We start from the raw sequence: 18,286 nt of genomic DNA, 5'->3' as shown, positions 1-18,286 counted from the left end.
AAACCACCTCAACAAGAGGTGGTTTTAAAACATTAAATTAATTGTTTAGGCTTCTGGATTGAGGATTTTTTCAATTCGTTCAACACCATCTTGCAAATGATATCTTGTCATTGTATCACGCGTTCTATTGATGGCTCTTCTCATGTCTCTTTGTAAGGTTTTTAATTCAGCTCTTACTAGAGGTCTAATATCACTAGTCTCTACATCAATATTACTTCTACTGATGTATCGTCTGTAACGCGCTGGAATACTAGACTGTTCTTCTGTCATGAGTTCATGCATTCTTGAAATATAAACTCTTTGAAGATTTCTTCTGATTCTAGAAATTTCTTCTCCTCTTCTCAATTCACTAAACAAACCAGTTCTTAAATCTTCCATCATCTCAACCATGCTGTAGGCATCATCATTAAGCTCTTCATTCTCCATCATTCTAGCCATACGACCAAAATCCAAGACATTATTTAAAGCTCTTTCCTGATAGGATTTGATTTTCTCTAAATATCCATCAAATTGAATTTTGTTGAAAATATCCTGGTCGATTAGCCATTCTGGGGTTTCGAATAATTGTTCCTGTAAAAACTCCATGGCTCTCACCTGCTTGTCTCTTGGTGTATGTATATAAACTGCACCATCCTGATCGTAAGTCTTATAGTATTCGTAAACTCCACCAATGTTCGCAGCCACATGGCCCATATAACGATTATATTGACCGTATACCTGATTATAAAGATCTTCTAGATCATCGTAATTTTTACCATCTTCGGCAGTCCATTCAATCAAATTAGGGACGATACGCTTGAGATTCTCTATACCGTAAGCACTTGCTTCCATGGAATCATCTCCTAAGTCTTCTGTTTGAGAACTTGGATCGATCACTCCTCCAGATTGTTGTTTCCCAAACCTGTAAATAGGATCTCCAGCTTTTTCTAAAATCCACTGGTTTAAGATTTCTTTTTCTTCTTCAGGAGTCTTATCCAAGATTGGTTTGTATCCCCAAGCAATAGAATACTTATCGTAAGGACCTACGTTAGGCATCAAAGATACGTCGCCATCTCCTGGCTGAGCGATATAGTTGAATCTGGCGTAATCCATTATTGATGGTGCAGTCCCATATTCTTTAGTAAATTCTGGATCTCTAAGATCTTCAACATCGTAAGCTACACTACTTCCCATGTTGTGTGGAAGTCCGAGGGTGTGCCCAACTTCGTGAGAAGATACAAAGCGGATTAAGCGTCCCATGACCTCATCTTTAAACTCGACTCCTCTGGCCTCTGGATTGATAGCCGCAGTTTGTACAAAATACCAGTTACGTAATAAGGTCATTACATTGTGATACCAATTGATATCTGATTCTAAAATTTCTCCAGATCTAGGATCACTTACATGAGGTCCATTAGCATTAGGTATTGGAGAGGCTAAATATCTTACCACAGAATATCTTACATCTTCTGGACTCCAGTCTGGATCTTCTTCCTTTGATGGAGGGTCCATTGCAATAATTGCATTTTTGAAACCAGCAGCTTCAAAAGCGACTTGCCAGTCCTCAATACCTTGCTTAATGTATTTTCTCCATTTTTTTGGAGTAGCTCTGTCGATATAATAAATAATTGGCTCTTTAGGTTCTACCAGTTCTCCTCTTTTATATTTTTCAATATCCTCATCTTTCACCTCCAGTCTGTAACGATCTAAATAGGTAACTGTTTCAGATTTTTGATTATCCAAGCCATAATCGGTTTGACGGCTAGTAAACCATCCAACACGCTGATCAAAGTAGCGTCTTCTCATTGGAACTTTAGGCAAAAGCACCATCGAATTACTAAACTTTAGTGAAACAGAACCTGTACTGGAATTTGACGGTGGATCACCTGCATTATAGGTTTTGACGTGTCTAATTTCAATATTTTCAGGATAACTTCTGATGGTATCGATATAAGAACGACTTCCATCTAATCGTGAAATTTTATAAGGTTTTCTTCTGCGACTTTGAAGTCCTATGGCTTCAACATCTTTTTGGAATAAATCGTTAACGTTAATAACCGTATTGTTGTTAACTGAATCTTTTTTATAAGCTTTAACCTCAAAAGAATATAAGATTGGTTCAAAATTAGAATTAACTACTGCCTCGTTAATAGGAAGCGAGTCTGCTGCTGCGATGTCATAAGAAACTACTCTAAGATAAACTTTGTCACCTTTCTTTTGCCAACGAAGAACCTGTTCATTTTGCTTTCCCCCACCAAAGCCGATACCCTGAGCGGTTTGAGCTATACGAGTGACCATCAACATCTCTCGGTTGAAAAGTGAATCTGGAATTTCAAAGAAATAGTCCTGATCAACCTGATGAACTGTAAACAGACCTTCGTCTGATTTAGCTTTGTTGGTGATAATTTTACTATAAGGTTTTACTCCATTTTTGGATTCCTTTTTAGGAGATTTTGAAGCCGATTTATCATCTTTTTTACCCTGTAATATAGAACAGGATGACATCGAAACTACCATTCCCGCGACGAATGTGTAGTAAACTAATTTTTTAATCATAGTGAGTTTTTATTTTTTAATCAATTGACTAATTCAATTGAGATTTAAATTAAGACTGAAAAAGTGAGTATAGGTTTAATTACAAATAAAAAACTCCCTAAATGAGGGAGGTTTTATTAAAGTTATTGAACAGCAATGGCTAGTTAATGCGGCAATTTATGTCTTATTAAACCATAGACAAATGTACCCAACAAGGCCCCGCCTATGACTATCAAAATGGAACCATATCCCGCACCTGCTAAAACATACATAGGACCAGGACAGGCTCCGGCAAGCGCCCAACCCAAACCAAATAAAATGCCTCCTATGAGATAGCGTGGAATACTCATTGTCTTAGGTTTCAATTCCATCGCCTGTCCTCCAAGAGCTTTGATGTTATTTCGCTTAATAATTTGAACACCAATTACACCTATGGCAAGTGCTGAACCAATAATACCATACATATGAAAAGAGCCAAACTCGAACATTTCATAAATCCTAAACCAGGACGCTGCTTCAGACTTGTACATTACTATTCCAAAAAATACGCCTATTATTATATAAACTATTGTTTTCATGCTGCTAAAAAATTAAGGGGTATAAAAAATTAATCATGACGAGGCCACCGATGAAAAAGCCAACTACTGCGATCAACGAAGGAAGCTGAAGATTACTAAGTCCTGAAATCGCATGCCCAGATGTACAACCTCCGGCGTATCTGGCACCAAAACCAACAAGAAATCCTCCAATAATTAGTACGGCTAAAATTTTTGGATCGTTTAAGCTGTCAGGTCCAAAAATTTCAGTTGGTAAATAAGCTTCTCCAGAACTAGTTATCCCGTAAGACTCAAGCTTACTTTCAACTTCAGGGTTAATATCTACTGTATTGCTTGATAGATAATTGGCTGAAATAAATCCACCAATAATTGCCCCCAACACAACGATTAAATTCCAGCGTTCTTTTTTCCAATCAAATTTAAAAAAATCAGATACTTTTCCAGCACCACCAATAGAACAAGCGGTTCTTAAGTTGGAAGACATGCCAAATTGTTTACCTACAAAAAGCAAAACAAACATCACTAAAGCAATTAATGGCCCGGAGACATACCAGGGCCAGGGATTTGTTATCCATTCCATAATTAATTTTTGCTGCAAATTAAAGCTTAATTCATTAGAAAAGCTGTAACAATAGTTACTCAAGTCTTATTTTTCAGTTCTAAAACTCAATCAGGTTAAAATTGAATTAACACTAGGGATGACGTATCCAAAAAGACTAATTTTATACAAAATTCAAATTATGAAATTACCCATTATAGCTTTTAGCCTTATAACAATCTTATGTTTTACTAATTCCAATGCTCAACAGGAGTACTTCGAATACGGCTTTAAAGGAGGAGTTAACCTTTCCACGTTTTCGGGAGATGTAGACTCGAGTATAGAGTCTAAAGCTTCCATGAACATAGGAATGTATGGATTGTATAAGATCCTTCCAAAATTAGGGATTCAGGCTGAGTTGCTATATTCTGAGCAAGGCTTTACCAACGAATTTAATGAATTCAACCCAGAAACTGGGCAAGATGTTGAATTTGATGAAGTCTTAAGAATGCAATACATCAACTTACCCATTTTAGCCAGTTATAATGTGGTAGAATATCTTTGGATAGAAGGCGGAATTCAAGTAGGTTACTTAGTGGATGCTGAATTGGAACGTGAACGTGTAACGACTGGAGAAACAGGACAGGTGAATAGCGAAACTGAAACCATAGGCAGTAAAGAGAATTATAAAGACTTAGATGTAGGCCTAGCTGGCGGACTCCGCTACAAATTGAGTCCAAACTTTATGCTCCAAGCCCGTTACACCCAAAGTTTGAATGATATAAGTGACCCTACTCCAGGCGATCAATTTAATAGCATCTGGAGTTTTTCTGTGGGTTATGTATTTTAATTTACATTAAGATTTTGGGAGAAAATAGTCAGATTACCACTCTGAGTTCCTGTTAATTTTTGACACCAAATTTCCACGTAATCATTTGGCCCTAAAACTACTGTTCCTGATAGTGATACACTAGATACATTGGTTGTGTTTTCGACCAAAAATATAGCGTTCGTCCTATTTAATGTTTCATTTCCGTTGACTCTTATAAAAAAAGCATAAAAATCACCAGCCCTATTCGTACCTCTTACTGACAAAGAAGCGTTTATCGAAAAAGCTTGCGCCTCTTTACCTTCATACGTTAATCTATTATTTGCATCTGATGTAAACCTTAGTAAATTTGAAGTCTTATCTCCACCAGTCAATTTAAATGGGGTGTCAACTGCTGCTGAACTTATTCCATAACCTGTGTCCAGCTCTCCATCATAATAAATATTTCCAGTCGCAACATCATCGTACTCATCTTGAATTCCAGGAGCCTGAACAAACCAATCATTTGTAAAATTTTGATTAATAGGGGTAGAAGTGTATTTATTCACTTTAGTAGAAGAATCTCCTATGAAAGCAGTTCCTGTAATTACTCCGTTTCCTACGCTCGGATTTTCAGACACATCAATAGCTACTGAAGCTCCATTGGCTTCAGAAAATCCGCTTCCTTTTTGAATCAAATCAAAACTTCCTTCAAATTTCTCGTAGGTTCCTGAATTATTACCTTGCCAGGCGGAGTTACTTAAAAGTAGGTTATTTATATTTTTATAAGTGATGCCATTAGAATTTCCGACATACTGAGTTATGCTAAAGAAAACAAAACTAACATCAGTAATATTACCCACATTACTAAAATCTTTAAACACGGAATTTTGAACTATTAAGGATTGTCCACCAGTAATATTGAAGGCTTTTCCCCCACCTGATAAGGTTAAAAACCTAAGACTTCCCCCAGTAGTGCCCACAAACAAATTTCCCGTGGGCTTATCTAATCCATCTTCAAAGGAATCGAATCCAGAGATATAGGCGCCATTTAATTCTATTGAATTTTCGAGAGTGATCATCCCGTTGATTTCATAAAAGGTATCCGAGTCTAAAGTAATTGTACCTCCAGAAGGTGCTGGAAAATCATCTTCGGACTGAACGAGCTGATAGTTGGTTCGCTTCAGTCGAGATGTACTCAATTGCTCCCATTGAGATTCATTTTCATTATAAAAGTAATAAGTCTGTACATCGTTGTCAAATACAGTGAGTCCATTAGCGGGGCTGGCTATAGCTTCTCGCTGAGCGGTAGTCATTCTTGGCAATAAGACTCCTTCTTCAGTAGATTCTATATCCAAAATTGACGAAGCACTAGGCGATTCTGTTCCTATTCCTACCTGAGCTTCGACCCAATAAAAATTTAATAACGCAATTAATATGTATAGTAAACTTTTTTTCATAACTTAAATCACTTTTGTTGTGGCAAATTTATTAATTTTGCTCTATGATTAAATTAATATCTACTACTTTTTTTATTTTTCTTATGACATCACTGCAGGCTCAGTTCTATGTCGATGATGCCTTTAAGATTGTACTCAAAAATTCTACTGAATTGTCCATAAGTGGAAACATGACCAACAATGGAACAATACTAGGTTCAGGTAATCTAAAATTGTCTGGGGATAATACACAGACTATTAGTGGGACCGGCGTCATAGAAAACTTCAGTATCGATAAATCTGGTAACGAAGCTGAAGTTATTTCTGGCCATCAGGACGTGTTTAGAACTTTTGAAATTCACGGCGGCACCTTTAAGCCAGAAGCTAGATTAACTTTAAAAAGTAATGATACGCTTACCGCTCAAATAGGACAAAACACTGGAGGAACTATACTTGGAGACATGGTAATAGAACGTTTTATTCCGCAGTCCAACAGAGCTTTTAGGTACTTTTCCAGCCCAGTATCCACTTCGGAAAGCATAAGAACCAATCTACAGGAAGGTCAAAATAATACAGGAACTAATTATCCTGATGATAACAACAACACCCTACCAGGATTTGGCACTCATATTAGTGGATCAAAAACCGGCAGTAACGGCTTTGACGCTACTGGATCTGGAAATCCTTCCTTTTTTAAATGGAATGATACAAATCAGTCCTGGAATAGCATTTCAAATACAGACGTTAAAACTCTTAGTAAAGCTGAAAGCTTTTCATTATTGATTCGTGGGAGTCGAGCTACCAACTTAAACTCAAATATTGCCTTGGGTCCCGAAACCACTTTAAGATTAACGGGAAACCCAAGTATTTTGAATTATAATTCATCCGTTGATTTAAATACTGACAATAGTTTTGTATTATTAGGTAATCCTTACCACGCCACAATAGATGCGAATTTGGTTCTTCAGCGTAATCCTATGTTAAACTCCAATTATATTTATGTTTATGACCCCACCCTAAACACAAGGGGCGGCTATGCCACTGTAGAATTGAATGAAGGTGGTACTAATCAACAAGGATCTGAGGCCAATCAATTTATCCAGGGCTGGCAGGCAGTCTTTGTAGAAGCTTTAAATACGGGTCCTTCTTCTTTAAATATTTCCTTTAGAGAAACAGATAAAGCTATTGAAGAACCACAAGTCGAAACATTTAATATCAATACTAGAATAAACCTTAAACTTTTAAAAGAAAATGAAGCGATAGATGCCTTAAGCCTAAAATTAAAACCAGGAGCAAATTCAGAAGTAGATGATAAGGATGCCAAAAAACTATTCAATTTTGATGAAAGCATTTATATATATTCTGAAGGGCGATACCTAAGTATTGAAGAAAGAGAATTTCCAATTACTACTGATACCGTTAGGGTTGGCTTCTACAATAAAAAACAAAATCATTATCAATTAAAAATCGAAGGAGAACAAATTTCTGAAACAGATATTGTGTTTAAAGATTTCTATTTGGATAAGGAATATCCTTTGGAATCTACTCAAGACTTAATTGTTGATTATGAAATCGTAGAAGCGGAGCCTGAGTTGAGGTATGGATTTGTACTCAAATCAGAAACTTTGGCCTCAGAAGATTTTACAACAGAAAATTTTCAAATTTATCCTAATCCCACCCGAGGCATTTTAAAAATAAGATCTCTAAATACAAAACAGAGCGATTTGCGCTATGAGGTCTATTCTCTGCTAAGCCAAAAGGTTGCAGAGGGCCATTTGAAAAATCAAGGTCAGGTCGCAACATATGATGCCTCTTCCTTACCTATCGGCGTTTATCTGATTGTTTTAACTGGTCAAGATAAAACCCGACAGACCTTAAAATTCATAAAACACTAATGCTGTTGTTGACCTAAGTGGTCTAAAAAGTCTTCGATCGCAGCATAAATTTTAGTCAGCTGAGTCTCCGTAATTACATAAGGTGGTAAAATGTAAATGGTTTTCCCTAGCGGTCGTAAGAATATTCCTTTTTTCATAAAAAACCTGAACATCTCATCCCTGGCATTGCCGTAACGTTCCATTTCTACATCCAGATCCAGGGCTAAAATCACACCAACCTGTCTGACATCTGCGATTGATTTATGTTTACGCATCTTATCGGCAAACATTTGATTTAAACTCATAATGTTTTTGATAGACTCCTGAATCTCCTGAGATTGGAGAAGTTCAAGTCCTGCAATAGCAGCAGCACAGGCCAAAGGATTTCCTGTATAGGTATGTCCATGAAACAGGCCTTTAGCTACTTCATCAGCATAAAAAGCCTGATAAACTTTTTTGGTACAGGATGTGATTCCCATACCTACCATTCCAGCGGATAAAGCTTTACTCAAGCACATGACGTCGGGTTTTTCAGATAAATAATCTGAAGCAAAATGCTTTCCTGTTTTACCGAAGCCAGTCATTACTTCATCAGCAATACAAACAACATCTTCAGACTTACATAGTTTCAGAATTTTGTTAAGTCCATCAAGATCATACGTTTTCATGGCAGCTGCTCCCTGTACAAGAGGTTCATAAATGAATCCTGCGATTGAATGCTCTTCCAAAATCAATTTAAGATGAGCTATGACAGTATCATTATTGTGTCCTAGTGGTTTTGGCAACCTGATAACCTCGATAAAGTGATCCTCAAAAGCACCATTATAAACCGATAAGCTGGAGACGGACATCGCTCCAAACGTGTCACCATGAAAACCTTCCTCCAGAGCTAGCATGACCTTTCTATCGCTGCCTTTATTATGATGATATTGAAGCGCCATTTTGATACCGATTTCGGTAGCAGTGGACCCATTATCATTAAAAAAAAGTTTGTTTTGATTTTTCGGCAGGATCTGCATAAGTTTCTCAGACAATTCTACAGCGGGTTCATGTGTAAAACCACTAAATACCACCTGGTCTAAGGTATCGACCTGAGCTTTCACCTTCTTTGTAATATAAGGATGGCAATGCCCATACATACTCGTATACCAGGAAGCTATGGCGTCTATATAAGTGTTTCCAGATTCGTCCTTTAGTACTGCACCTTTCGCGGACTTGATAGCCAGAAGCTCAGGATTCAATTTATGTTGAGTCAACGGGTGCCAGATAAATTTCTGGTCACGTTTGGATATAGATGGCTTTGAAAACGGTAAAGAAATCGACTTCCCAAAGAGTTTCATAATTAGTGATTTCTTGCAAAGTTACAGTTCTTCAAACTACTTGCTTTCCTGTAAGAATAATATTAATAAGTTAAATTTCTTTAAGCTTAGACTTTATAGCCTTGGCATGTTTCGAGATCACATCTTTTGAAAACTCATTTTCCTCTTGAATTCTCCCAATTAGGGGAAGCTGAGTTTTTTCTAAAATAATTTGTTCTGTTGTAGAGTGTTTATCTCCGCTAAAAATAAGTCCAATATTTTTAAACCCTCTATTTTTTAGGGCTTCAACAGAAAGTAGGGTGTGATTGATGCTTCCTAAGTAGTGTCTCGAAACCAGTATAATACGGTCTGAGGGTTCCAGAAGATCAATAATGCAATCTTTAGAGTTCAAGGGAACCAACAGTCCGCCAGCACCTTCAATGACCAGATGATTCTCTGTTTGAGGCCTTTTAATGTCTTCCCGCTTTATCTCTATCTTATCTATAGCTGCCGCCGCATGTGGACTCATTGGAGTTTTCAATGCGAAAGCATTCTTGTGAAATTTGGATTTTGTGTTAGAAATTAAGGCCCTGACTTTGTCGGTATCAGAATTATCTAAATCGCCCGCCTGGACTGGTTTAAAGTAATCTGCCTCTAAAGCTTCGGTTACAATTGCTGAAATCATAGTCTTACCGACTTCAGTTCCTATTCCGGTTATAAAATATATATTATTCATCTGGTTTATAATTTATGGGTAACATGTCTCCTACCCTTCTTTTGCTCATTTCACCATAAAACAAAATTTGATCGATGTGAGTATGATTCCCGTACTTATCCACAAAAAATGTTTCGGTTTTAAAGCTAACGTCAGATCGGTCGTTCTTATTCAAAATGGTAATTTTCTTTTGAAACTTTGAGTTACCAGGCAAAGATCCTGATTTTATACGATCTAGATCGTTTTTCAAAATGGTGATTTCGTAACCATTCTGCACGCTTAACACCTTAAATATCGAATCTACAGAAGCTCTGAATGAGTTATCATACAGTTCAAAATTATTTTCTTCTAATTGTCTTGAAGTTAGACTTTTGAAAAAATGCTTAGGCGAGCCATAGTATGTTTTCTTTCTCTTTTTTTCATATTTAGAATTATCATCTAGTTCTTGAAAGAAGGAAGTCCCACTAAAAAAATTACTTCTCAAATACGCTTTATGCAGCGATAGACTTGAAAATTCAGATATGAAATCGATAAGATCAAATTCAATAAGGTAGCCTAGCTCTTTGTTTTCAATTTTAATTGGATTTTTAGAGGAGGCTAAAAGCATCCTGTCGTTTTTATCGTAGTAGAAAGTCAGATCGTCTTCATTTAAAATTTTTGAACGTCTTCCTGCTCTAGTTTCACCCAGAAAGTCTCTCTTGAAAGCTTTAAGCATTTGTTTTCTGGAAAATAGAGAACTTTCTAGAACTACCTCATCTAAAAAGTTTTCTTGTACAGATAGTTCAATCTGGTAGGTGGTTTCCGGGTCTGGATCCTTTATATAAACGGTTTCGTAGCCGATATACCTTACGACTAAGATGAGGTTTTTTCGATTGCTGGTTTGGATTGTAAAACTACCATCACTTCTGCTTAAGGTACCTGTAGTGCTGCCGTCAAAATAAACCGTAGCATTGGATAATGGCTTATTATTTTTATCAACTATTTTACCATCAATGCTCTGCCCTTGAACGCAGACAAATAATATCAAAAATAAGCCTGTCAAATAAGATTTCATATCAATTGGTTATAGATTGACCTAATTTACTTAAAATTTCAGAAATCTCTGTTTTTGTATTGAAACTATGCAAACAAAACCTCAATCTTTCCTTTCCCTTAGGAACTGTAGGAGAAAGAATGGGTCTTACGTCAAAGCCTTCCTTCTGCAAGTGTTTTGAAACTGATTTCACCTTTGTGTTACCCTGAATGACACAGGACTGAATGGCGGAATTGCTGTCGATAAAACAAGACGATAAGTGCTTAGAACTTACTTCAGCTTTAAAATATTGAATAATTGATTTTAAAGTCTCAAAAGCTTTAGCGTTTTGGTCTAAATAGAGGTGTGAAGCCCAGTTTCGAGCCGTTGTTTCTTGGCTAGGAGCAGTAGTGTAAACAAAGCTTTTGGCAAAATTGATAAGGTAGGTCTTAAGTTCATTAGACCCTAAAACCACAGCACCATGAGCACCAAAAGCCTTTCCAAAAGTGACAACTCTCGCAAATGGCGTAAAACATAGGTTATCTATGCCGTACCGATTTAACACACCAATAGAATGGGCTTCATCAAGAATGAAAAAAGCTTGAAAACGATTACATAAACTCATCAAGGCTTCCGGGTCTGAGTCATCACCATCCATTGAGAATACATACTCTGAAACCACATATATTGAATCAAATTGATCTTTAAATTTCGACAGTTTAGCTTCGAGATCGCTTAAGTCATTATGCTTGAATTTATAAGCCTTAGCAGGACTCAACTGAATACCATCCCTTATAGAGGCATGACAAAGTTCATCGTAGAGAATCAAATCTTGCCTTTGACCTATCGCCGATATTAATCCAAGATTGGCATCGTATCCGGAGTTGAAAACCGTAGCAGCTTCAGAATTATAATAACCTTTTAGGTAGGATTCAAAATCCTCAATCATTGGATAATTTCCTGTCAAAAGTCTGGAACCTGTCGCTGACTTATGAGTGCTTTTATAAGTATCAAGCTTTTCACTCACTAACTCAGAAATACTTTGGTTGAATGAAAATCCAAGATAATCATTAGAAGAAAAATCGATTAAATCCTTATAGGTTTGTTGAAGAGACCTTAAAGCATTATCCCTTCCGCGCTGAGACAACTTTTCTTTTAGAGATTCTGGAAAAGGAGAATTAGGATTTGGATTTGGTTTCATCTTCATTTTCTTTCTTCTCTTCGTGTCCCTTCAGTTCGTGTGTAATTTTATTGTATTTGTCTTTCAGGTCATCAGTAACCGATTTCCCCCATAAGGCATTTCCAATAAAATAGGAAGTCCTTCCTATTAAGTGAGCTCCTACCGGCGCTGTAATAAAAATAAAAATGATAACCGCAATCACCCTGGTAGTGACTGACGTTTCTAGGAAAAATAATGCTGCAGCTGTTAATAGAAGTCCAACGCCTAAAGTCGCTGCTTTTGTATTGACTGAAATTCGCAGGTACTGATCTGGCATTCTAAGGGTTCCTATAGCTGCTAAAAGCACAAAAACAGCTCCTAATCCGGAGGTGATGTAAACTAAAATATCAGTCATTTTTATTTCTTTTTTCTAAGTAATAAGCAAAGGCTACGGTTCCTAAAAAAGCAATTAGCGCTAAGACTAATGATATGTCCAAAAACGTAGGCTTATTACTCAGTATACTGTATATGGCTATAATTCCAATACCAATCGTGATCAAAAGATCTAAAGCGACAACCCTATCGACGATGCTTGGCCCTTTAAAAAACCTGACGAAGACCAAAAGAGAAGATATCGACAAAATCGGTAAAATAATATAATATAAAAAATCGTGTACGTTCATCGTAAAATTTCTAATAAGCGTTTTTCGAAGCCCTGCTTTATGTCTTCGACAAATTCTTTTCTGTCTTCTACATACATCCCATGAACATACAAAACACTCCGATCTGAAGAAACATCAAGCGCTAAAGTTCCAGGCGTAAGGGTAATTAAGTTGGCCAAAAGCGTAATCTCAAGGTCTGTCTTGGCATCTAGCGGTAGGGCCACAATTCCTGGTTTCATGTTGAACTTAGGGGTAATGACTTCATAAGCTACCTGTATATTAGCTTTAGTTAATTCCCAGATAAAGAAGAATATAAAACTGATAACTCTGGGGACAATCTTAAAGTACTTTAACTTTCCCTGATCTTCAACACCACTCAATATCCAAAGAATCACAAAACTCAAGACAAATCCAAATAAAAAATTATTCAAATTATACTCACCAGTCAGAAATACCCAGATCAGCGTTAAGAGTATGTTGGATAAAAATTTGGTTTTCATCTTGGGTTATTGTTTTAAAACTGCATTGATATACAATTCATTATTCATTAGTTCAGTAGCAATACGTTGTGATAATTGCTGAATATGTTCTGCACCAAAACCTATATATAAAGTTACAAAAGTTAGAAATGCCACAGGGAAGATAAAAGTGAACTTTTGACCAAACCTGAGTTGATTAAAATAGATAAACTTTTTTGGAAAATCTAGCTGAGGTTGATCTTTCCAAAAGACTTCCGACCAAAGCTTAGCAATAACGATAAGTGTTATTAAACTTCCAAAAACTAAAGCTCCAAACAACCAATATTCTTCTGCATTGAAACTGGCTAAAAAGAGAGAAATTTTTGGCCAGTAACCCGATAATGGTGGTATACCAATTAAGGAGAATAAAGGTATTGCCATTAAAAGACTCAATTTTGGATAATTAGCATACAAGCCTCCCAGTTTTTTCATGTTGGTCGTGGTTTTGATCCTGTATATGAGCCCGCTCATCAAAAACAAATTGGTTTTGATGATGATATCGTGAATGAGATAAAATATAACCCCAGCCATGGCTATTTCAGTATATAATGCCAGTCCACCTATCATAAAACCAATATGACAAATGATAAAGTACATAAACACTTTTTTGATGTTATTCTGAATGATAGCTCCAACACCTCCACTAAAAATGGTCAGGATTGCCAGGGTAAGCAATAGGATAGTCAAGAAGGAATCTCCACCATAAATGAGCGCAAATACACGGATTAATGCGTAAACGCCGACTTTGGTAAGCAAGCCTGCAAAAATTGCAGAGACTGCTGAGGGCGGCGTGTGATAGGACGCAGGTAACCAAAAATAAAGAGGAAATATAGCAGACTTGATTCCAAATCCCACCAGGAAGAGTACAGCACTAATTTCCACAAGTGTCCTGTTCTCAACCTCGGCAATTTTCAAGGAAATGTCGGCCATATTGAGTGTTCCTACAAGTCCATAAAGAACCCCTAAGGCCGTCAGGAAAATCATGGAGGCGAAAAAATTTAATGCAAAGTACTTGACGGCTCCTTCTAGCTGGTTTTTTTCTCCTCCAATACTGATGAGCACAAATGAGCTAATGATAATGATTTCAAACCAAACATATAAATTAAAAATATCACCGGTGAGAAAGGCTCCATTAAGTCCTAGCAGCAGAAAGTGAAAAACACTGAAGTATCCAAATCTCAGCCGTGCTTTTATAACAGATATCGTGGAAAAAATGGAAACAGCAAAGCCAGCAATAGCTGTAAGAAGGACTAATGTCACTGCCAGCATATCTCCAACAAAAACAATCCCAAAGGGAGCCGACCAGTTTCCAGACTCGACGATGTAAGTCCCATTATTGTACACAAAAATGAAGACCCATATGGCGACGCCCAGAGCTACTGCATTACCTACAACACTTACGATTTTTTGAAAATTGACTTTGTTCCAGAAAAACATGAGGAGGATGCTAAAGAACAGATGGACTACTAAAGGCAGTATGATGATATCGTTTGTCATGAATCTTCGTCTGTTGTGTTAAGTTGATCTAAATCGTCTGTTTTTAAAACTTTATAAGTACGTTTTACAAGTATGATGGCAAACGCCTGAAGTCCAAAACTGATAACAATAGCCGTCAAAATCAAAGCTTGTGGCACTGGGTCGGCATAGACCCCTTCCAAAACTTTTTCAGCAGAATCAATGATTGGGGGCTCTCCTTTGGTAATTCTTCCTAAAAGAAAAATAAGGAGATTGACGCCGTTACCGAGTAAAATAATGCCTAAAATAAGCTTTACCATACTTCTGCGCATGATCATGTAAACGCCTGAAGCATAAAGAACACCTGTAATAATAGCAAGTATAATTTCCATTTAAGCCGATTCTGAAATTGTGAAAATGATGGTTAAGGACGCTCCTATCACCACTAAGTAAACTCCAAGATCAAAAAACAATGCACTGCCTATATATCCTATGACTGGAATTGGATTTTCTGCCCACAGTCCGGTCATGAGAGGCATATCTGTAAAAATAATGGGAGAAATTCCACTAAAAAATGCGATCAAAAGACCCAGAGGCATTAAAAATCCAGGATGAAATTTTAAGACAGACTTAGTTTTGTCCAGACCATTAGAGAAGGCATCAAGCACAAAAGCAATAGCTGCAACCAGTCCACCTACAAAGCCTCCTCCAGGAAGATAATGTCCTCTTAACAGTATGAATACTGAAAACAATAACAATACCGGCAGAAGGTAGCTTGAAGCTGATTTTAATATAATCGTTCTCATATTACTTTTTATCTCTTGTTTTCAATCTCAGTTTTAAGAGTCCAAAGACACCAAGTGCTGCCACAATAAGTACGGAAATCTCTATCATGGTATCAATTCCTCTAAAGTCTACTAATATTACGTTAACAATGTTTTTTCCATGGGCTAATTTGTAGGCATAATCAGCATAATATTCAGAAATTTCAGTGTTTTTGGGTTCATTAAGTACCCTAAGAATCAATAGAGTTATTAAAGTTCCAAAACTTATAGAGAGTATTCGGTGCTTTATTCTGAGTTTACTATCAGATAATTTTAAATATTTTGGAAGTTTATAAAGTACTAAAACAAAAAGTATAACTGTAAGGGTATCTACAGAAAATTGAGTCATCGCAAGGTCTGGTGCACTATAAAATAAGAAGAGCAGACTAAAGGACAAACCAACCACTCCAGTGGCGGCAACAGCGGCAAGTCTTGATTTTGTAAATACGACATATAAGACCCCGAGCAGTAACATAATCAAAATAGAAATTTCATAAATCGTTAAATCTGCTAGGGTAGAAACATCAATATTTAATGAAAAATCTGAAAATATAAGGTAGCCTAATAGTAAGGTTAGAAATCCAACAATAATAGACAAATAATGTCTCAGATAGCCTGTTTGAAAACTATTAGTCCAAAATCTGGAAAATAAAGCAAACCCTTCAGATAGTTTTATAAGCAGATCCTTAGGAGCCACGACATCAAATTTTGCTATAAAATTTTCTAGTGAATGCTTAGGTTTTATAGTGAAGTATAACACAGTACCTGCTGTAATCGTTATAGCGCTAAGGCCAAGAATAGTAGTGAATCCATGCCATAACTTGAGGTGAAATTCTTCGTAGTTGATAGCTTGAGTCATAGCTATAGGCTTGGCAAAAGCCGATTCAATAAGCCCCGGAAATACCCCAAACACAATACCAGCTAATGTCATAATTAAAGGTGGTACCCACATTAAAGGACTAGGCAAGTGTAATTTTGAAAATTTTTCTGGAAGTTTCCCCATGAATGGTTTTACACCGGCCACAAATCCACCGTAGAAAAGTAATATTTTTGTAATTATAGCTAACCCCGTTAATAATATGGCTGAATCTGCATAGTGTAGTGTCGATTCGTAAATCAAATCTTTGCCAATAAATCCAAGAGTTGGTGGTACACCACCACTAATTAAGGCTGCAATAAATCCAGCAATAGCTACAGGCATTAGGACCTTACGAAGACCAGAGAGCTGGGTGACGTCCCTAGTGCCTGTTTCATGATCTATAATCCCAGTTATTAAAAACAATGAGGCTTTGTAAAGGGCGTGAACAACAATAAAAACGGCTGCAGCTATAAGCGCAGCCTGAGTTCCTATTCCTATTAGGAAGACCAGAATACCGAGCGCTGATATGGTGGAATAAGCTAGAATACCCTTCAAATCTGTTCTAAAAATAATATGGATGGCTGAGTAGACCATGGTAATGGCACCAACAGCAATTAAAATAGTGTGCCAGATATCCCCACCACTTAACACAGGAGACATTCTAAACAACAGATACACTCCTGCTTTCACCATAGTTGCAGAGTGAAGGTAAGTTGAAACAGGTGTTGGAGCTTTCATCGCACCAGGTAACCAAAAGTGAAATGGAAACTGAGCCGATTTGGTGAAAGCAGCACCAAAAATCAGTAATAAAATCAATAAATAATGCGGGCTATCTGAAATCACATCTCGCATCGCTAGCATTTCAGAAATACGGTAAGTTCCTGCTACATCTCCTAATAAGACGGCACCCCCCAAAAGTAATAATCCCCCAATCCCAGTGATTCCAAGGGCGATTAGAGCAGATTTTCTGGAATCGGCTTTATCATTATTGAAACCGATTAAGTAAAATGACGAAATGCTGGTCAGCTCCCAAAAAATAAATAACGACATCAGGTTATCTGAAAGAACCAAGCCTAGCATTGCTGCCATAAATAGACTCAGGTATCCATAAAATCGATCTAAGTATTTATGATTTTTAAGGTAAGCTGAGGTGTAAAGAAAAACAAGTGAACCTACTCCTGTGATCATCAAAGCAAATAATAATGCTAAACCATCTAAGGTAAAGCTCAAATTGACCCCAAAACTTGGGATCCATTCATAATTTTCGTAAATAATTTCACCTTGCGCAATGTCTGGGATATAAGTTAGGAAATAGACAAACAGACTTATAGGGACAAGTGAAGACAGCACCGCAAGCCGGCCTTTAAAATAAGAGCCTGCAAATACCAGAAAAAAAGAGAATAATAATCCTAAAAGTACTGCTCCTAGCATGCTTAAAATGATTTATTGCAAATATATTTATATTTAAATAAGACAGTTTGTTAGATTGATTTGCTTATTGAAAGTTTAAAGTCCAAAGGTGTATTTACTTGTAAAATTCTAACTCACTGAAAGTGAGTGAAATGAAATAGGAGTAGGCTAAATCAACCTCGCCTCGACTGTGATTTGAGTGTCCAAAAGTTTAGAAATTGGACAATCATTTTTTGCTTTCTGCACCAGATCATCAAATTTACCTTTTGATATATCATGTATGCGAGCTGATAAAGTGATGTGAGATGATGTGACTTTCCCCTCCTTGAATGTTACCTCACCTTGAGCTTCTAAACTCTCAGGCTCAAAATTTTCTTCGGTTAAAAACGCAGACAATTGCATGGCAAAGCATCCAGCATGAGCAGCCGCAATTAGCTCTTCTGGGTTAGTCCCTTTTCCTTCTTCAAAACGTGATTTGAACGAGTATGGGGTTTGACCCAAGACGCCGCTCTTGGAAGACAGAGTTCCATTTCCCTCTTTAATGTCTCCATTCCATATCGCTGTTGCCTGTCGTTTCATAATTAAATTTTGATAAAATTAATTATTAATCAGGCGATGGGGTCAGTTTTCAAAAAACATTAACC

18 protein-coding genes are annotated in these 18,286 nt (G+C 36.9%); 2 read left to right on the top strand and 16 right to left on the bottom strand.

All coding sequences use genetic code 11. From position 1 onward, the window contains the following. Positions 1-45: 45 nt before the first annotated feature. The 3 genes from F598_RS0112600 to F598_RS0112590 form a co-directional block, all read right to left on the bottom strand. Positions 46-2,535 carry a zinc-dependent metalloprotease gene (locus F598_RS0112600; protein WP_026302712.1) on the bottom strand — a complete coding sequence of 830 codons (2,490 nt, stop codon included), beginning with the start codon at positions 2,533-2,535 and terminating at the stop codon, positions 46-48. Positions 2,536-2,678: 143 nt separating this feature from the next. Then, positions 2,679-3,092: a DUF6691 family protein gene (locus F598_RS0112595; protein WP_019039427.1), complete on the bottom strand. Its 414-nt coding sequence runs from the start codon at positions 3,090-3,092 to the stop codon at positions 2,679-2,681. Between the two features lie 4 nt (positions 3,093-3,096). Then, positions 3,097-3,651, bottom strand: a complete 555-nt coding sequence (locus F598_RS0112590; protein ID WP_019039426.1) for a YeeE/YedE family protein — start codon at positions 3,649-3,651, stop codon at positions 3,097-3,099. A gap of 160 nt (positions 3,652-3,811) precedes the next feature. Between F598_RS0112590 and F598_RS0112585 the strand changes: the two genes are divergently transcribed. Continuing rightward, positions 3,812-4,459, top strand: a complete 648-nt coding sequence (locus F598_RS0112585; RefSeq protein WP_019039425.1) for a porin family protein — start codon at positions 3,812-3,814, stop codon at positions 4,457-4,459. On the opposite strand, the gene F598_RS0112580 is transcribed toward F598_RS0112585, so the two are convergent. After that, complete coding sequence (locus F598_RS0112580; RefSeq protein WP_019039424.1) at positions 4,456-5,877, bottom strand: hypothetical protein; 1,422 nt, start codon at positions 5,875-5,877, stop codon at positions 4,456-4,458. The genes F598_RS0112585 and F598_RS0112580 overlap by 4 nt on opposite strands. Positions 5,878-5,921: 44 nt before the next feature. Between F598_RS0112580 and F598_RS0112575 the strand changes: the two genes are divergently transcribed. Next, a complete protein-coding gene (locus F598_RS0112575; protein WP_019039423.1) occupies positions 5,922-7,751 on the top strand; it encodes a T9SS type A sorting domain-containing protein in 1,830 nt (609 codons plus the stop codon). Here F598_RS0112575 and bioA read toward each other — a convergent pair. From bioA to F598_RS0112515, 12 genes are all read right to left on the bottom strand, one after another. Next, on the bottom strand, positions 7,748-9,070 hold the full coding sequence (gene bioA / locus F598_RS0112570) for an adenosylmethionine--8-amino-7-oxononanoate transaminase (protein WP_019039422.1): 1,323 nt from the start codon (positions 9,068-9,070) through the stop codon (positions 7,748-7,750). The two genes, F598_RS0112575 and bioA, sit on opposite strands and share 4 nt — an antisense overlap. A 70-nt stretch (positions 9,071-9,140) precedes the next feature. Continuing rightward, the gene (gene bioD, locus F598_RS0112565; RefSeq protein WP_019039421.1) at positions 9,141-9,764 is read right to left on the bottom strand and encodes a dethiobiotin synthase; all 624 of its coding nucleotides are present in this window, start codon (positions 9,762-9,764) and stop codon (positions 9,141-9,143) included. Beyond that, a complete protein-coding gene (locus tag F598_RS0112560) occupies positions 9,757-10,797 on the bottom strand; it encodes a carboxypeptidase-like regulatory domain-containing protein (RefSeq protein WP_019039420.1) in 1,041 nt (346 codons plus the stop codon). Before F598_RS0112560 ends, bioD begins: the two co-directional genes overlap by 8 nt. Before the next feature lies 1 nt (position 10,798). Further along, positions 10,799-11,956 (bottom strand): aminotransferase class I/II-fold pyridoxal phosphate-dependent enzyme, encoded by a 1,158-nt coding sequence (locus F598_RS0112555; protein WP_026302711.1) that lies wholly within the window; start codon positions 11,954-11,956, stop codon positions 10,799-10,801. Continuing rightward, positions 11,934-12,329, bottom strand: a complete 396-nt coding sequence (mnhG, locus tag F598_RS0112550; RefSeq protein WP_019039418.1) for a monovalent cation/H(+) antiporter subunit G — start codon at positions 12,327-12,329, stop codon at positions 11,934-11,936. The genes F598_RS0112555 and mnhG overlap by 23 nt, the downstream gene beginning before the upstream one ends. After that, positions 12,322-12,597, bottom strand: a complete 276-nt coding sequence (locus tag F598_RS0112545) for a monovalent cation/H+ antiporter complex subunit F (protein WP_019039417.1) — start codon at positions 12,595-12,597, stop codon at positions 12,322-12,324. The genes mnhG and F598_RS0112545 overlap by 8 nt, the downstream gene beginning before the upstream one ends. Beyond that, positions 12,594-13,076, bottom strand: coding sequence for a Na+/H+ antiporter subunit E (locus F598_RS0112540; protein WP_019039416.1), 483 nt, complete (start codon positions 13,074-13,076; stop codon positions 12,594-12,596). Before F598_RS0112540 ends, F598_RS0112545 begins: the two co-directional genes overlap by 4 nt. A gap of 6 nt (positions 13,077-13,082) precedes the next feature. Further along, the gene (locus F598_RS0112535; RefSeq protein ID WP_026302710.1) at positions 13,083-14,591 is read right to left on the bottom strand and encodes a proton-conducting transporter transmembrane domain-containing protein; all 1,509 of its coding nucleotides are present in this window, start codon (positions 14,589-14,591) and stop codon (positions 13,083-13,085) included. Beyond that, a complete protein-coding gene (locus F598_RS0112530) occupies positions 14,588-14,941 on the bottom strand; it encodes a Na+/H+ antiporter subunit C (protein WP_019039414.1) in 354 nt (117 codons plus the stop codon). The genes F598_RS0112535 and F598_RS0112530 overlap by 4 nt, the downstream gene beginning before the upstream one ends. Then, complete coding sequence (locus F598_RS0112525; RefSeq protein WP_019039413.1) at positions 14,942-15,355, bottom strand: Na+/H+ antiporter subunit B; 414 nt, start codon at positions 15,353-15,355, stop codon at positions 14,942-14,944. It lies immediately after the preceding gene. A gap of 1 nt (position 15,356) precedes the next feature. Continuing rightward, positions 15,357-17,663: a putative monovalent cation/H+ antiporter subunit A gene (locus tag F598_RS0112520; RefSeq protein ID WP_019039412.1), complete on the bottom strand. Its 2,307-nt coding sequence runs from the start codon at positions 17,661-17,663 to the stop codon at positions 15,357-15,359. A 147-nt stretch (positions 17,664-17,810) separates the two neighbouring features. Continuing rightward, complete coding sequence (locus F598_RS0112515; protein ID WP_019039411.1) at positions 17,811-18,221, bottom strand: OsmC family protein; 411 nt, start codon at positions 18,219-18,221, stop codon at positions 17,811-17,813. Positions 18,222-18,286 lie beyond the last annotated feature (65 nt).

This window comes from Psychroflexus tropicus DSM 15496 (genome assembly GCF_000378765.1).
GTDB classification, from domain to species: Bacteria; Bacteroidota; Bacteroidia; order Flavobacteriales; family Flavobacteriaceae; genus Psychroflexus; species Psychroflexus tropicus.
This window is presented reverse-complemented; position numbering and strand designations above follow the sequence as displayed.

Excerpts from the sequence above, each read along its gene's own strand:
- F598_RS0112600 (WP_026302712.1), bottom strand. The coding sequence starts at position 2,535 with ATGATTAAAAAATTAGTTTACTACACATTCGTCGCGGGAATGGTAGTT.
- F598_RS0112595 (WP_019039427.1), bottom strand. The coding sequence starts at position 3,092 with ATGAAAACAATAGTTTATATAATAATAGGCGTATTTTTTGGAATAGTA.
- F598_RS0112590 (WP_019039426.1), bottom strand. The coding sequence starts at position 3,651 with ATGGAATGGATAACAAATCCCTGGCCCTGGTATGTCTCCGGGCCATTA.
- F598_RS0112585 (WP_019039425.1), top strand. The coding sequence starts at position 3,812 with ATGAAATTACCCATTATAGCTTTTAGCCTTATAACAATCTTATGTTTT.
- F598_RS0112580 (WP_019039424.1), bottom strand. The coding sequence starts at position 5,877 with ATGAAAAAAAGTTTACTATACATATTAATTGCGTTATTAAATTTTTAT.
- F598_RS0112575 (WP_019039423.1), top strand. The coding sequence starts at position 5,922 with ATGATTAAATTAATATCTACTACTTTTTTTATTTTTCTTATGACATCA.
- bioA (WP_019039422.1), bottom strand. The coding sequence starts at position 9,070 with ATGAAACTCTTTGGGAAGTCGATTTCTTTACCGTTTTCAAAGCCATCT.
- bioD (WP_019039421.1), bottom strand. The coding sequence starts at position 9,764 with ATGAATAATATATATTTTATAACCGGAATAGGAACTGAAGTCGGTAAG.
- F598_RS0112560 (WP_019039420.1), bottom strand. The coding sequence starts at position 10,797 with ATGAAATCTTATTTGACAGGCTTATTTTTGATATTATTTGTCTGCGTT.
- F598_RS0112555 (WP_026302711.1), bottom strand. The coding sequence starts at position 11,956 with ATGAAACCAAATCCAAATCCTAATTCTCCTTTTCCAGAATCTCTAAAA.
- mnhG (WP_019039418.1), bottom strand. The coding sequence starts at position 12,329 with ATGACTGATATTTTAGTTTACATCACCTCCGGATTAGGAGCTGTTTTT.
- F598_RS0112545 (WP_019039417.1), bottom strand. The coding sequence starts at position 12,597 with ATGAACGTACACGATTTTTTATATTATATTATTTTACCGATTTTGTCG.
- F598_RS0112540 (WP_019039416.1), bottom strand. The coding sequence starts at position 13,076 with ATGAAAACCAAATTTTTATCCAACATACTCTTAACGCTGATCTGGGTA.
- F598_RS0112535 (WP_026302710.1), bottom strand. The coding sequence starts at position 14,591 with ATGACAAACGATATCATCATACTGCCTTTAGTAGTCCATCTGTTCTTT.
- F598_RS0112530 (WP_019039414.1), bottom strand. The coding sequence starts at position 14,941 with ATGGAAATTATACTTGCTATTATTACAGGTGTTCTTTATGCTTCAGGC.
- F598_RS0112525 (WP_019039413.1), bottom strand. The coding sequence starts at position 15,355 with ATGAGAACGATTATATTAAAATCAGCTTCAAGCTACCTTCTGCCGGTA.
- F598_RS0112520 (WP_019039412.1), bottom strand. The coding sequence starts at position 17,663 with ATGCTAGGAGCAGTACTTTTAGGATTATTATTCTCTTTTTTTCTGGTA.
- F598_RS0112515 (WP_019039411.1), bottom strand. The coding sequence starts at position 18,221 with ATGAAACGACAGGCAACAGCGATATGGAATGGAGACATTAAAGAGGGA.